This is a genomic window from Streptomyces sp. NPDC048172 (genome assembly GCF_043202595.1).
Classification (GTDB): domain Bacteria; phylum Actinomycetota; class Actinomycetes; order Streptomycetales; family Streptomycetaceae; genus Streptomyces.
Map to the genome: position 1 here is coordinate 613,221 of NZ_JBIDAT010000006.1, position 13,845 is coordinate 627,065.

Sequence of the window (13,845 nt, forward strand, 5' to 3'; positions counted from 1 at the left end):
CCTGACTGCTGCAAAGTGCTCCCCAGTTGGGAGAGCACTCCGATGAGCGCGTCCAGATTCATCGTCGTCCTTCAGCTCTTCCGGGAGTTCTCGATCGCGGCACGTTCTTCCTGCAGCTGTTCGGACAGCCGCCGGGTGTAGAACCACCGCTCCTCGGTCGGCAGGGCGAGAATGTCGTCGTGCGACCAGTGCAGGTGGTAGGCGAGGAAGAAGACCTCGCCGCGCAGCCGCTCCTCCTCTCCTACGAAGCCACCAAGAAATTCGACATGTCCAAAGAGGCCGAGTAGTCGCGGCCGCAGCCGTCGCAGGTGATCGTGCGGCGCAGCTTGATTCCCGGGCCCCCGTTGTTCATGGCGTGGTCGATGCGTGCCCGGTCGGCCAGCGTGAGGTCGGCGAACACGGCGGAGCCGAGGGCCTCCAGCTTCGGCGTCGGCATGTCGCCCATCGCCCGCAGGCACCTGGCGAGCAGCGCGTTCTTCCCGCGCGAGGCGTTCTCCTTCGCCTGGGAGGCGATCCGCTCCTCGTCCGTCCCGACGGGGTAGCGGAACACCATGCTGTCGTAGACGTTCCCAGCTCGGTCGACGTACCCGTCGTCGAGCTCCACGACCATGTCCTCCGGCAGTTGGCCGTCCTCCAGCCGCACCACCTCCAGCTCGGCGAGGTCCTCGGTGCGCTCGGTCGCCTCGTGGCAGGTGGCGCACGAGTACGTCGCCCGCATCTGCGGGCCGAACGTGATCTCCCGCAGCCGCACCAGCAGGAAGTGCCGGTCGGCGGAGAAGAGCCGCTGGACGACGTGCGACCCGGGGGATTCCAGGTCGCCCAGCCGGACGAGGCAGTTGCCGAGCAGCTCGGTGATCATCTTGGCGCCGTTGTTCCGGTAGCGCTTGTCGGCCATGACGGCCTCGTCGCGGCCGGTCATCTTCCGCAGGACGGCGCTCCGGTGGACGCGGCCGTCCTGGTCCTCGTACCCCATGGGCAGTTCGAGCTCGAACTCGCGGCGGCGTGGCTCCGGCATCACGCCACCCGCTCCAGGCCGTCGTGCTCCAGCTCGATCGTCTGCTTGAACAGGTTCGTCGAGGCGGCCTCCAGGTCGGCGAACTTCGACGATTTGATCCAGGCGCCGTAGAACGCGAAACGCAGGACCTCCTCGTCGTTCTCCACCTTGATGACGGCACCGTTGCGGCGCACCGACGAATTCCCGGTGCTCCCGTTGAGCTGGAACATCTCGGCGAACCAGTCCTTGAAGAAACCGTCGAAGCGGCTGCCGTCCATGTTGCGTTCGATGACCAGCGTGTCGAATTTGACGACCCCGCTGGAGATCTTGTGCACCGTCGGTGAGCCGCCGTCGGGCTGCTCGATGGTCTCGGTCATGCCCTCGTTGAGGCCGGTGACCTTGGTGACGGGACACTGCGTGCCTTCGATCTCCACGAGGAATCCGTGTGTGCGATACGACTCCTGGAAGGTCAGCTCTGCCATTTGTTCCTGCCTTTCCTATGCCTCGGCGGCAGACGCACCGCTGTCCTGCTGGCCGACGACGATGAGAATCGCCTCCGCCGGTTTGGTCGGGAAGAAGAAGACCTCAAGGGTGAACAGACCGTTCGCGACGTCCTGCGGCGAGTTGTTGTCGGCGTCGCACTTGACGGTGAACACCTGCTCCGCCGGGTCCGAGCCGAACGCGCCCTGCCGCCAAAGACCCAGCAGGAACGGCGTCACGACGTTGAAGCGCACCATCTTGCGCAGCGTCTCGTCATGGGGTTCCTGGACGACGAACGTCAGCCCGTCGCGCAGGCTCGTCTTGACGAAGTTGAAGAGCCTGCGCACGTTGACGAACAGCCAGCGGGTGTCGGTCGACAGGGTCCTGGACGCGTCGACGACGATGCCGGAGCCCGGGAGGGCGCGGATGCCGTTGACGCCACCGCCCCGTACCAGTTCGGTGTGGTCGGCGTCGGTCATGTCGTACTCCACGCCGAGCGCGTCGTTGATCCGGGCCTCGTCACCGGCCGGTGCCTTCCACACGCCCCGCGCGTCGGCGATCCGCGCGTACACGCCCAGCACCTGGCCGACCGGCGGGACCCACACCAGGGGCTGCGCCACGGCCGCGACCGGGTCGGGGTTGACGACCTGGATCCACGGCGCGTAGAGCGCGCCGAAGACCTTCCGCCCGCGCAGCGCCGCCGCGTAGCCCGCGGCCCCTTCGCGGTCGAAGCCGTAGGGCACCGTCCCGACGAACATCGCGTCGCCGCGGCGTTCGCAGTACGCGAGGGCGCCCGCGACGACGCCCACCGAGGTGGACTCGGGGACGGCCAGGAGGCTGATCGGAACGCCGTTGAGCGCCTCCAGCCCGGTCCGCAGCGCCGGGTCACCGAGGTACGCGGTGTCGGCCGGGTCGGCGCCGTCGTTGCCCCCGGTCAGCGGGTAGACCCCGGGCGCGGGCGCGTCGAGTCCGACGCCTGAGGCGCTGTCGAGGTCGGTGGCGACCAGGAAGGCGGAGCCGCGCTGCGGGTCGTTGACCACCGCCTCCACGTAGGAGTCGTGGCTGTCGACCATGCTGACCGGGCCGAAGCGCTCCACCTCGGCGCCGCCGCGGCGGACGACCAGGTCGAACTCGACCGTGGAGATCCGGGTGGCGGCGGCGGGCATCGCCGGGAACGGGGGCGCCGCTCCCCAGGCGATCAGCCGGTAGGTCTCCGAGGCGGCGGTCAGGGCTCGGAAGGTCTGGGAACCGGCGACCGGGGTGGCGCCGGTCAGGCCCAGGGCAGCGCGGGCGTCGCCGCCGGTGGCCGGTGCGGCGACGGCGATCGTGGAGCCGGTGCCGTCGGAGTTGGACAGCAGCGCGAGCCTGTTGTTGTGGGTGATCTCCGCGCTGAAGTTGACCGACTGCCGGTTCACCGCAGCCGCGACCTCGGCGACGGTGACGGCCGCGGGGTTGGTGAAGTCCGCGGTGCGGAAGACGATCGTCTCGCCGCTGAAGCCGCCCGGCGTCACCAGGATCCCGGCGCCGTCGGCGACGGTGGCGGCGACCGCTGCCGTGCCGATGACGTGTCCGCGTACGGCGAAGCGCGCGGCCGAGCCGATGCGGAAGCCGCTGGCCGAGGAGAGCGCCGCGACGGTGCCGTTGGCCGCCAGGGCCGCGTCGCTGTTGGCGTTCGCCCCGGTGAACCCGAGGCTCGCCGGGGCGGCGACGGCCACCCGGGACCACGTCCGGGGGTCGGCGGAGACCGCCGCCACGGCGACGTTCCCGGCCGGGGTGACGGCGGCGCGTACGGCGGTGGTCTGCCGGTTGACGGCCGCGGCCACCTCCTGCGCCGAGGCCGCGCCGATGGTGGCGAAGTCGGCCGTGCGGAAGGTCACCGTCGCGGCCTGGTCGACGCCGCGGGTGGTGACGGTGAACGTCGCCGTGGCGCCGTCGGTGAGCGCGAACGGCTCGGCGGTGGCGCCGACGGCCTGCGCGGGGACGGTGGCCTGGCCCAGCGGGTGCGGTTCGACGGCGACGGCGAGGTCGTTGCCCCACGCGCCGGGATCGGGTGTCCCCCGGGCTCCGGCCGACAGCCGCAGGGTGGCCGCGGGAGCGGGCGCCTGGTCGTTGACGGTGACGGCGGCGGGCGCCGCCCCGGCGCCGACGACCCGGACGACGAACGCGTCCGAGCCCCCGTTGTCGAAGAAGCCGCGCACGGCGTGCGCGCCGTAGGCCCCCGGGATGTAGCCGCCGAAGACGGAGACGAAGTCGGCGAAGCCCCGGACGCGCACGGCCCGGTTGGGCGCGCCGCGCTGGCTGCGTACGAGCAGTCCCGCGAGGGAGGTGGGTGCGGCGGTGATCGTCGGCGCGGACCTGCCGTCCACCTCCACGACGGTGACACCGAGATTGATGGCCATCTGTGCGCTCCTAGCCTTCCGCGGCGGAGCCGCCGCCGGGCTGCTGGCCGACGATGATGTGGACGGTCTCGGCCGGACGGACCGGGAAGAAGTAGACCTCGACCTTGAACAGGCCCTGGTCCACGTCGGCGGGCGGGTTGTTCTCGGCGTCGCACTTGACGGTGAACACCTGCTCCGCCGGGTCCGAGCCGAACGCGCCCTGCCGCCACAGCCCCAGCAGGAACGGCGTGATCACGTTGAAGCGCACCATCTTGCGCAGCGCCTCGGTGTGCGGCTCCTGCCGTACGAAGCGCAGGCCGTCCCGCAGGGTCGACTTGACGAAGTTGAACAGCAGGCGGACGTTCACGAACTGCCAGCGCGTGTCGGTCGACAGCGTCCGGCTCGCGGCGACCGCGGGCGTGCGCCCGCCCGGCGACAGGATGCCGTTCGTCCGGCCGTTGCGGACCAGGTCGTCGTGCTCACCGGCGCTGAACCCGGCCGCCAGCGACAGCGCGCCGCGCAGCGTGGCCGCGTCACCGGCCGGTGCCTTGTGGATGCCGCGTTCCTGCTCGGTGCGCGCATAGACGCCCATGACGTGCCCGTCGGGCGGCACGAACCGGACCGGTGCCGGACCGGCGCCCGCCGGGTCGGCGACCAGGATCCACGGTGCGTACAGGGCGCCGTAGACCTTCGCGCCCTGGAACTGGGCCGCGTACGTCTTGACCGTCTCGGTGTAGTGGGCGACGGTCTCGGTGTAGTCCGAGGACGTCTTCGGGACCACGTTCGCCGGGGCGCCGCGGTCGGGCGCCGAGCCGACGTACACGCAGTCCCCGCGGGCGGCGGCGTAGTCGAGCGCCCCCCGCGTCACCAGGGCCCGGCCCGCCGGGGCGAGCAGCTGCGCGTCGGGCAAGGCCAGCAGCTGTACGGACTCGGTGTCCAGCGCGTGCAGGCCGGTGCGCGCCGCGGTGTCGCCGACGAGGTCACCGGCCGCCGCCGCGGTCTCGCTTCCTCCGCTGAGCGCGACCCCGCTGACGATCGCCGGAACGTCCACGCCGGGCGCGGCGGTGGACAGGTCGGCGGCCATGACGAGCGTGGAGCCGGTGACCGGGTGGTTGAGGCGGTCGAGGACGTAGTCGGACGTGCCGGGCTGCATCGACAGGGTCGGCCAGGTCTCGGCGACGTTGAAAGCGCCGGTGGCGGGATCCTGCTGCCGGACGATCAGGCGGAACTCGGCGCTGGTGACGGCGACGCCCGAGGCGACCGCCTCACCGGTGGCCGTGCTGAGGGTGACCGTACGGCTCGTCCGGTCGACGGCGGTGACGAGGCGGAACAGCGTGGTCGTGGAGGCGACGCGCAGGACGCTGCCGACGCCGACGCCGGAGGTGGAGGCCAGCTGTAGCGCCGTCGCCGTGGCGGTGGCCGCCGTGCTGACGGTCGTGGTCGCCCTGGGGTCGTCGCGGACGTCGATCCGTAAGCCGTGCGCCCAGACGCCCGGATCGGCGGCGCCGCGGTGTCCGGCGGTGACGCGAAGGGCGGGAGCCGGGGTGCCCGCGCGGTCGTTGAGGACCGCACCGGCTGCCGCGCTGCCCGCGCCGGTGACGCGGACGATGTGCGCCTCGCGGCCGCCGTTCAGGAAGAAGCCCGTGACCGCGTGGGGAAGGTACCCGTCGGGATGGTGGCCGCCGAACCGCGCGGCGAACTGGTCGAGGCTGGTCACGCGTACGGCCCGGTTCGGCACGCCTCTTCTGGTGCGTCCGGCGAACGCCGCTACCGATGTCGGCGCGGCCTGCAGGACGGGGCTGGCCCGGCCGTCGACCTCGGTGACGTTGACGCCAATCTGGAGTGCCATCGCTACGCATTCCTTCCTGCCACGATCATGTCCGCAGCACGATCCCTTCCTGGTCGTCGGGGCCGGGCACCGGCGGCGGCTCGGGTCCGCGCGGGTTCCAGGGGGCGTCCAGCGGGCCGGACAGCACCGTTCCCCGGTGCACCCACGGCACTTCGACGCGCGCGCCCCGCTCGATGCGCGCACCGACGCGCAGGCAGACGGGGGCGGGCACGGCGCGGGACCTGAAGTGCAGCGGCGGTGGCTCCAGCGTCTGCACGGGCAGGACGGTGCCGTTGACGCGCAGGCCGGTGCCGATCCCGAGGCGCCGCATGATCTCGGTGCGCAGCGCCAGCGAGTGCCCGCGGTCGCTCGCCACGGTCCGGATCTGGTACTCCGCGAGTACGGGGCGCGGTGGCGGGCGCAGGCTGCACACGGTCAGTCCGCCCCGTACGCGGAAGGAGTCACGCTGCGGGACGTGCCACGCCCGTTCGAGCTCCTCGCGCTGGTCCGTCAGCGAGAGCAGCAGGACCGGATCGGGCAGCTCGCCGGTCTCCGCGGCCTGGGTGAACTGGGTCTCCCGGACCAGCACGGGAGCGGTGACGGTGATGCTCGCCCCGGGACCGAGGGCCGCCGCCAGGGGCGGCTGGATGGTGAGGGTGGTGGTCCCGGCGGCCCCGTCGTGCACCGCCGCGGTCACCGAGTAGTGGGTGCCCGTGCCGTCGACCGTGATCCGGTTTCCGGCGTGCAGACGTCGGTTGAGGCCGACGACGAGGGTGCCGGAGCCGACGGCGGTGGCCGGTGCCGGCAGTGCGGCCACGCCCGGCAGAGGCAGCCCGTCGAGCAGGCCGGTCAGCGCCGACTCCACGTCGGACAGCGGCTCCTCGTCGACGGCCAGGAGCTCGTCGAGGTGAATCTCGAACGTCTCGTTCGTCAGGCACCGCAGCGAGAGGCCGGTGATCTGGCCACGCCGGTCGCCTGCGATGCCGAAGCGGTGCTGTTCCCACGTACGCCTGCTGTTGACCGGGACCAGCCACCGGTGCTCCTCACCGGGGGTGTCGGCGGCGTCCAGATAGGACAGTTCGAGCAGGAACGGCGCGCGCGGAGTGCCGTCGGCGGCGCGGGACGCGTACGTCCACAGCCGCAGCTCGTCGAAGGCGCGCAGGTCCAGCGGGGTCGCCGGGACGTAGCTGACGGCCGTCCCGGCCGCGCCGGGGGCGCCGGGGGCGCCGGGCGCGCCGGAGCGGGCCACGAGCCGGAGGCTTCCCGTCCCCTGCTTCCTGAAGTCGGAGACGGAGCTGTCGAGCAGGTTCGGGTTCGAGGACGACCATGCTTGGTCAAAAGCGTGCACCATCGCACTCGGCATGCGCGTTCTCCTCAACCCCGCTCGGTCCGCACCGGGCCGGCCGCCGCGCGGATCACGGACGTTCCCAACGCCGGGGAGTGATGCCCTCGGCGTCGAGCCGCGCGTCGACGATCCGCTCCAGTTCGGCGAACGAGCCCACGTAGTACTCCTCGTCGGTGGCCATGTCCTGCACCCTCGCCCGGATCACGGCCGGCAGCGTCTCCACCTCCCGCGGCTCCGCCCACACATCGATGAGGAATCGGTGCCTCCATGCAGTCACCACCAGGACCGTCACTCCTCTCGGAGTCAGGCTGGCCCGGCGGGCTCACGGGGCTGTCACGGGCGGGCCGTGGCGCGGTCACCACCGGGCCACGCGGTCGGTCAGGACAGGGAGCCGAGCCGGTCGATCGCGCGGTCGACGATCTCCGCGAGCCGCCCCACCTCGCGGCGCGCCCGCTCCAGCTCGGCGACGAGGGCCGCGACGTTCGCCGACCGGCCGCGCTCGTTGCGCGTGAGACGTGCGTACAGCGCGATCGTCTCCGGCATGGGATCGGCACCGAGCTCTTCGAGCAGCACCATGCGGCAACGCTCGAACTGCCGCTCCACGAGGTCGTCCCGCCCCGCGGCCCCGTAGGCGCTCATGAGGTGGCGGTGCACGTCCTCGCGCAAGGGCTCCAGGCAGAGCGCGAGTTCGCCGTACCTGGCGACGGCGTCGACCTTGCCGCGCGAGCCGCTGTACTGGAGCAGGTAGTCGAGGGCCGTGAGGTAGAGGTTCTCGATCCGGTTCCGCGCGGACAGCACCCACTCGTCGTCGCACGGTTCGAGCAGCTTTCCGCAGTGCAGCGAGATCGCGTGCTCCAGCCGCGCGGCGTCCGCCTCGGTCATGTCGGCCGCGGTGACGTCCAGGACCAGCGAGACGAGCTCCTCGAAGATCCTGGTGTCGATCGCGATCTCCACCGCCGAACTCAGGCCGACGTTACGGTCGCCGTTGCTGGCGACGAGATCCACGCCGAGGCTCGACCGGACCTCCGACCTGAGGCGCCACACGGCGGTGTTGAGACGACGCCGCGCGGTCGGTTCCGAACAGTCCGCGAACAACTGAGCGGCCGCGACCGATCGGAGACGGCCCCCGTCCGGCGCGAGCGCGAGATACGCACACAGCATGGTGGCGCTTGGTGACAGAGCCACAGGATCGTCATCCGAAATGAGCGTCGGAACACCAAGCAGTTTAAGACTGAGCTTCGAGTCAGACACCAAACCCCCCGCATGCACCGGTACCCGTGTCCCGAAGATCGGTGATACGAACCAGTGAGTCACCACTGGCTCGGACGACTGTACCGGGAGTGCCCCGGGAACCCAATGAACAGACCCCAAGATTGAAAGCAGTGCGCCCAATGAACACTCTGGCATTTCGCGGGAGCGGTGCGATGGCCGCGACCACGGAGCATTTCCCGGGGCCGTCCGGTTGACGCATCCGGCGGGGTCGTAGATCGTTAACTCCCGGGCCCGGTCGGGGAGATGGCGTTGCGAGGGATGGTGGATGGACGAGATCGAGGTCGAGTTCGAGCACGGGACGAAGCCGCACACGGCGCGCTGCTACGACTACTTCCTGGGCGGGAAGACCAACTACGCCATCGACCGGGAAGCAGCGCTCCAGGCCCTGAACGCCAACCCGCACGCCATGGTGGCCGCGCGGCAGAACCGGGGGTTCATGCACCGTGCCTCGCGGTACGTGGCGAAGGAGACCGGGATCGACCAGTTCCTGGACATCGGGACCGGCATCCCCACCGAGCCGAACCTGCACCAGGTCGTCCAGGACGTGAATCCCCGGGCGCGGGTGGTCTACTCCGACAACGACCCGATCGTTCTCGCACACGCCCGTGCCCTGATGAACAGCACCCCCGAAGGGGACACCGCCTACATCGAGGCCGACGTCCGCGAACCGGACCGGATCCTGGAGTACGCCCGCAAGACCCTGGACCTCTCCCGGCCCCTCGCGCTCTCGGCCGTCGCGCTGTTCCACTTCATCCCGAAGGAGGACGACCCGTACGGCCTGATGCGGCGCCTGACCGCTCCCCTGGCACCGGGCAGCGCCCTGATCTTCTCGCACGCCGCGATCGACCTGGACGACGGGCAGATGGCCGCACTGGCCGAGCAGTACAGCAGATCCGTCACCCCCACCCGGCTGGCGACCCGTCAGGAGACCGCCGACTTCTTCGAGGGCATGGAACTCATGGACCCGGGCATCGTGCCGACCAGCGAATGGCGCATGGACCTGGACAATGACGCGATCCCGCATCAGCCGGGCACCGTCACCGCGGCCGAGGCCGGCGTCTGGGCGGGGGTCGGCATAAAGCACTGACCCGCGGGCGCTCCGCCGGACAATTCCACCGAGGTGACCCAGGGAAACCCTGCGGGTACACCTCAATTCGGCAACGGGAATTCCATGGAGCTTTTCCCGCCCTGTGGCGGCGCGCGACAGGATTTGCCGAGCGCGCGGTCCAAGGAATTGAGCGCCAGGACCGGGACCGGGCATTAACTTTGCATTCTTCGTACCGGAACCCTAGCATCTGCGTCCATCAGCACACCGCCTCGGACTGAAGGACCTTCATGGCGCAGAAAGTAGTCACCATCGTCACCGACGACCTCACGGGCGAGGAGTCCGAGGACGCGCAGACGCACAGCCTGGTCGTCGACGGGGTCCCGTACGAAATCGACCTTTCCCCTGATTCCTACGACAAGCTCATGGAAGCTCTGAACCCGTTCCTGAACGCCGGCAGGCGGCAGAAGCGGAGCCGCGGCGCCGCACAGGCGCCGAGGAAGTCGCAGGGCAGCAGTGAGGACACCGCCAGGATTCGCACCTGGGCCAAGGAACACGGCTACGAGGTGAACGACCGGGGCCGGGTTCCCGCGAATATCCGCGAAGCGTACGAGAAGGCCAGCGCCTAGCCCGTACCGCGCGAAAGCCCCTCCCCCGCGGGAGGGGCTTCAACCGGTCGGCCCCTGGGATTCGGCGACCGCTCCGACGACGACAGGGGTGGTGTCGAACTGCCCTGCCCCGGTGTCGCCGACAGCGACATCGATGATGTCGGCGACGATGCAGGTGATGTTGTCGGGGCCGCCGCCACGCAAGGCGAGTCGCACCAGCTCCTGGACGGTCTCCTGCGGGGGCTGGTAGCTCGCCAGGGCGTCCTCCAATTGCTCCTCGGAGAAGGCGGAGAAGAGTCCGGCGGTGCAGACCAGGTAGCGGTCGCCGGCCCTGACCTCGCGGATGGCGAGGTCAGGCTCGACATGGTCCTCGTCGCCGAGCGCGCGCCTGAGCGCCGAGCGCTGCGGGTGGTCGAGGATCTCCGCCTCGGTGATCCGGCCCTCGTCGGCGAGTTGCCGCGCCCAGGTGTGGTCCTGGGTGATCTGGGTCAGGGCGCCGTCCCGCAGGAGGTACGCACGGGAGTTCCCGATGTGCAGGAGCCCCAGTCGCGTGCCGGTCCAGAGCAGGGCGGTGAGCGTGGTTCCCATGCCTTCGAGCCGAGGGTCCTCCTCGGCCATCATGCGGAGCTGGTCGTTGGCACGCTGCGCGGCGGCGCCGAGCGTGGTGAGGAGGTCCGAGCCGGGGACGTCGTCGTCGAGGGAGACCAGGGTGGCGATGACCTCGGAGCTCGCGACCTCACCGGCGGCCCGGCCCTCGATGCCGTCGGCGAGGGCGAGAAGGCGCGGGCCCGCGTATCCGGAGTCCTGGTTCTGTTTTCGGACGAGGCCCGCGTGGGAACCGGCCGCGGAGTGCATGGAGAGGGAGCGCGGCTCCACGAACCCGGGGCCGGAGGCGGGGCGCGTCTCCCGTCCCCGCAGCCCTTCGACGGCCTGCCACATCTCGGCGGCGCTCTGATAGCGGTCGGCGGGGTCGTTGGCCAGAGCCTTCAGCACCACGCCGTCGACCGCGTCCGACACGTACCACAGTTCGGCGGAGGGCGGGCTCATCTGCCGCGGGACCGACTGCGTCAGGGGCGGGTGGCCGGTGAGGAGTTCGTGGAGCAGACCGCCCGCCGCGAGGAGATCGCCGCGCCCGTCGGGGGCGTCGTCGAGGTCCACGACCTTGATGTGGTTGTCCGCGGTGAACGCGATGCTCTCCAGGTCGATGTGCCAGCCGAAGACACCGAGGCCATGGGCGTGTTCGAGCACGCCGAGCAGCTCGGACACCACCTGGATCACCCATGCGGGATGGGGCAGATGGTCCTTCACCAGGGCGGTCAGCGGCGGATCGGTGATGTCCTCGGTCACCAGATACGGGCAGTGGACCCCCTGCCGCACCGCCATGCCGATGTCGTGGAGCGAGGCCACCCGTGGATGCCTCAGCGCCGCCCGGGACTTGGCGCGGCTGCGGAAGCCGTCGGACAGCCAGGAGTCGGCGGCCGCCTCGGGCTTCATGAGCTTGATCCTCACCGGCCGGTCGAGCGCGGTGTCGACAGCCCGGTAGGTGTCCGTCAGTGAGTCGCCGCGCAGCGGCGGGCCCAGCTCGTAGCGGTCCGACAGGAGATGCCCCGGACCGCGCGGGACGTACGCGCGGTTGCGGAAGAGGGGCAGCTGCCCGGCCGTGTTGCGCACCCGTTTCTGCGGCTCCGGACAGGACCTGGCGCGCAGGGCCTCGGAGAGGTGCTGGAAGACCGCGTCCAGGTGGAACAGCTCGGGCCCGTCCGGCACACCCCGGGCGAGGAGGCTGATCAGTTCGCCGGTGAAGGCCGTGTGCCGGGCCCCCGGCGGGGCCAGGGCCTGGGCGGATTCACCCGCCGACGCGATGAGGTACGTCCCCTCGACCACGGCTCCGTTGGCCACGGCCGCCTGGGCGCCGCCCATCAGGCCCAGGGCGCGCCCGCTGTAGCAGCAGTCGAGGATGACGATGCGCCGCTCGACGCGCAGGCCGAGGAGTTCCTGACGCAGCCACTCGTAGGGAACGCAGGTGTCGGGCCTGCCGGTCACGGAGCCCGGGAGGCCCAGCCAGAGGTCCCCCTTGAGCGGATCGATCAGGCCGTGGCCCGCGTAGTACACGACAAGGGTGTCGAGGGTGTCGAGGCCGCTGCCCCCGAGCGCCCGCAGCGGCGCGAACGCGGCGGTCGGGCTGTCCGGCTCCATCACCAGATGGCACCGGTCGGCGGGCAGGCCCCAGATCGCCGGGTCGCACAGCTGCGCGGCGAGATCCGTCGCGCTGCCCCTGACGCCCGGCAGGTCGTCCAGATGCTCGTACGTGCTCACGCCCATCAGCACGGCGGCGGATCTGCCGGGCGAGCTCGACGCGCTCACGAGGTCGACGCGCTCATGGGTCACGGCGGTCGAGAGCGGCGAGCAGCCGCTGGGCGGCCTCGGCGTCCTGGCCGGAAAGGGTCACCCGCACGCCGTCCCGCTCGAAGGTGATCTCCTGCGGGGCCGGGCGCGTGGACCGCCAGGCGAGCCAGGCCAGGGCGAGATTGCCGAGCTGGAAGCCGCTGTCGAGCACGAGTTGGACGGCGTCGAGCGCCGAGCCCATCCGGCCCTCCGACGGCTGCCCGCCCGACATCTCGACGCGCGCGTTCCGCCGGACGTACGGATCATCGCGAAGCCAGAGAAAGAAGGAACGCAGCTCGGCCTCCGCGGAATCCGATGCGGCGGTCACCGAAATGTTCATGAGTCTGCTCCCCCCGGATGAACACGCGTGGCCCATCGTAAGGGCAACTCACCCAAGGGAGGCGGCAGTTCACACGCGGGGGCTCAGCGAGGGCTCAGCGAGGGCTCAGCTGGGGCTCAGTCGGCGAGGAGTTCGAGCGTGTCGACCACGCGGTTCGAGAAGCCCCACTCGTTGTCGTACCACGCGACCACCTTCACGTGACGGCCCTCGACGCGGGTGAGGGCCGAGTCGAAGATCGCCGAGGCGGGGTTGCCCGTGATGTCGGAGGACACGAGCGGGTCCTCCGAGTACTCCAGGATCCCGGCGAGCGGCCCCTCCGCCGCGGCGCGGTACGCCGCCAGCACGTCGTCGCGCGTCACGTCGCGGGCGACGGTCGTGTTCAGCTCGACGATCGAGCCCACCGGCACCGGTACGCGGATCGAGTCGCCCGACAGCTTGCCGTCGAGGCCGGGCAGCACCAGGCCGATGGCCTTGGCCGCGCCGGTCGTGGTCGGCACGATGTTGACGCCCGCTGCCCGGGCGCGACGGGCGTCGCGGTGCGGGCCGTCCTGCAGGTTCTGCTCCTGGGTGTAGGCGTGCACCGTCGTCATGAACCCGTGCTCGATTCCCGCGAGTTCGTCGAGGACCGCGGCCAGCGGCGCGAGCGCGTTGGTGGTGCAGGAGGCGTTCGAGACGACCGTGTGCCGGGCCGGGTCGTAGGTGCCGGAGTTGAACCCGTACGCGAGCGTCACGTCGGCGCCGTCCGAGGGCGCGCTGACGAGCACCCTCTTCGCGCCCGCCGCGAGGTGGGCGCGGGCGGCCTCGGCGGAGGTGAAGCGGCCGGTGGCCTCCAGGACGAGGTCGACGCCGAGCTCGGCCCACGGCAGCCGCGCCGGATCGCGCTCGGCCAGCGCCGTGATCCGGCGGCCGTCGACCACGAGGACGTCCCCGTCGACGGTCACCGGGCGCCCGAGGCGGCCGGCCGTGCTGTCGTAGGCGAGCAGCCGGGCGAGAGCGGCGGGCTCCGTCAGGTCGTTGACGGCGACGACCTCCAGGGCACTACCGCTGCCGCGCTCCAGCAGCGCGCGCAGGGCGTTGCGTCCGATGCGGCCAAATCCGTTGATGGCGATACGAGTCATGGGTGATCTCCCTTCCCTTCGCCACCAGGCTCGCGCGCGGCCCGCGCCGCGG

13 protein-coding genes are annotated in these 13,845 nt (G+C 71.1%); 2 read left to right on the forward strand and 11 right to left on the reverse strand.

Annotation, left to right across the window (positions count from 1 at the left end; all coding sequences use genetic code 11):
• Window positions 1-71 precede the first annotated feature (71 nt).
• The 8 genes from ACGF3A_RS28525 to ACGF3A_RS28560 all read right to left on the reverse strand — a co-directional run bounded on the left by ACGF3A_RS28525 (window position 72) and on the right by ACGF3A_RS28560 (window position 8,030).
• Window positions 72-308 carry a DUF6760 family protein gene (locus ACGF3A_RS28525; protein ID WP_393733399.1) on the reverse strand — a complete coding sequence of 79 codons (237 nt, stop codon included), beginning with the start codon at window positions 306-308 and terminating at the stop codon, window positions 72-74.
• A complete protein-coding gene (locus tag ACGF3A_RS28530) occupies window positions 242-1,015 on the reverse strand; it encodes a hypothetical protein (RefSeq protein WP_393733209.1) in 774 nt (257 codons plus the stop codon). Before ACGF3A_RS28530 ends, ACGF3A_RS28525 begins: the two co-directional genes overlap by 67 nt.
• On the reverse strand, window positions 1,015-1,476 hold the full coding sequence (locus ACGF3A_RS28535) for a phage tail protein (protein ID WP_393733210.1): 462 nt from the start codon (window positions 1,474-1,476) through the stop codon (window positions 1,015-1,017). Before ACGF3A_RS28535 ends, ACGF3A_RS28530 begins: the two co-directional genes overlap by 1 nt.
• 15 nt (window positions 1,477-1,491) lie before the next feature.
• Window positions 1,492-3,873 (reverse strand): phage tail sheath family protein, encoded by a 2,382-nt coding sequence (locus tag ACGF3A_RS28540; RefSeq protein WP_393733211.1) that lies wholly within the window; start codon window positions 3,871-3,873, stop codon window positions 1,492-1,494.
• Between the two features lie 10 nt (window positions 3,874-3,883).
• The gene (locus ACGF3A_RS28545; protein WP_393733212.1) at window positions 3,884-5,701 is read right to left on the reverse strand and encodes a phage tail sheath family protein; all 1,818 of its coding nucleotides are present in this window, start codon (window positions 5,699-5,701) and stop codon (window positions 3,884-3,886) included.
• Window positions 5,702-5,726: 25 nt separating this feature from the next.
• Window positions 5,727-7,043, reverse strand: coding sequence for a hypothetical protein (locus ACGF3A_RS28550; protein WP_393733213.1), 1,317 nt, complete (start codon window positions 7,041-7,043; stop codon window positions 5,727-5,729).
• Between the two features lie 52 nt (window positions 7,044-7,095).
• On the reverse strand, window positions 7,096-7,302 hold the full coding sequence (locus ACGF3A_RS28555) for a hypothetical protein (protein ID WP_393733214.1): 207 nt from the start codon (window positions 7,300-7,302) through the stop codon (window positions 7,096-7,098).
• A gap of 101 nt (window positions 7,303-7,403) precedes the next feature.
• Window positions 7,404-8,030 (reverse strand): bacterial transcriptional activator domain-containing protein, encoded by a 627-nt coding sequence (locus ACGF3A_RS28560; protein ID WP_393733215.1) that lies wholly within the window; start codon window positions 8,028-8,030, stop codon window positions 7,404-7,406.
• 532 nt (window positions 8,031-8,562) lie between these two features.
• Between ACGF3A_RS28560 and ACGF3A_RS28565 the strand changes: the two genes are divergently transcribed.
• Both ACGF3A_RS28565 and ACGF3A_RS28570 read left to right on the forward strand, forming a co-directional pair.
• On the forward strand, window positions 8,563-9,384 hold the full coding sequence (locus tag ACGF3A_RS28565) for an SAM-dependent methyltransferase (protein WP_393733216.1): 822 nt from the start codon (window positions 8,563-8,565) through the stop codon (window positions 9,382-9,384).
• Window positions 9,385-9,632: 248 nt separating this feature from the next.
• Entirely contained in the window at window positions 9,633-9,971 is a 339-nt protein-coding gene (locus ACGF3A_RS28570; RefSeq protein WP_393733217.1) for an Lsr2 family protein, read from the forward strand.
• 39 nt (window positions 9,972-10,010) lie between these two features.
• Here the strand turns inward: ACGF3A_RS28570 and ACGF3A_RS28575 are convergent, their stop codons facing one another.
• The 3 genes from ACGF3A_RS28575 to gap form a co-directional block, all read right to left on the reverse strand.
• The gene (locus ACGF3A_RS28575) at window positions 10,011-12,314 is read right to left on the reverse strand and encodes a protein phosphatase 2C domain-containing protein (RefSeq protein WP_393733218.1); all 2,304 of its coding nucleotides are present in this window, start codon (window positions 12,312-12,314) and stop codon (window positions 10,011-10,013) included.
• A 13-nt stretch (window positions 12,315-12,327) separates the two neighbouring features.
• Entirely contained in the window at window positions 12,328-12,675 is a 348-nt protein-coding gene (locus ACGF3A_RS28580; protein ID WP_393733219.1) for a hypothetical protein, read from the reverse strand.
• 116 nt (window positions 12,676-12,791) lie between these two features.
• A complete protein-coding gene (gene gap, locus ACGF3A_RS28585; RefSeq protein ID WP_393733220.1) occupies window positions 12,792-13,793 on the reverse strand; it encodes a type I glyceraldehyde-3-phosphate dehydrogenase in 1,002 nt (333 codons plus the stop codon).
• Window positions 13,794-13,845: the final 52 nt, after the last annotated feature.

Coding starts and splice junctions, on each gene's coding strand:
- gap (WP_393733220.1), bottom strand. CDS start 13,793: ATGACTCGTATCGCCATCAACGGATTTGGCCGCATCGGACGCAACGCC.
- ACGF3A_RS28580 (WP_393733219.1), bottom strand. CDS start 12,675: ATGAACATTTCGGTGACCGCCGCATCGGATTCCGCGGAGGCCGAGCTG.
- ACGF3A_RS28535 (WP_393733210.1), bottom strand. CDS start 1,476: ATGGCAGAGCTGACCTTCCAGGAGTCGTATCGCACACACGGATTCCTC.
- ACGF3A_RS28545 (WP_393733212.1), bottom strand. CDS start 5,701: ATGGCACTCCAGATTGGCGTCAACGTCACCGAGGTCGACGGCCGGGCC.
- ACGF3A_RS28550 (WP_393733213.1), bottom strand. CDS start 7,043: ATGCCGAGTGCGATGGTGCACGCTTTTGACCAAGCATGGTCGTCCTCG.
- ACGF3A_RS28570 (WP_393733217.1), top strand. CDS start 9,633: ATGGCGCAGAAAGTAGTCACCATCGTCACCGACGACCTCACGGGCGAG.
- ACGF3A_RS28530 (WP_393733209.1), bottom strand. CDS start 1,015: ATGCCGGAGCCACGCCGCCGCGAGTTCGAGCTCGAACTGCCCATGGGG.
- ACGF3A_RS28565 (WP_393733216.1), top strand. CDS start 8,563: ATGGACGAGATCGAGGTCGAGTTCGAGCACGGGACGAAGCCGCACACG.
- ACGF3A_RS28540 (WP_393733211.1), bottom strand. CDS start 3,873: ATGGCCATCAATCTCGGTGTCACCGTCGTGGAGGTGGACGGCAGGTCC.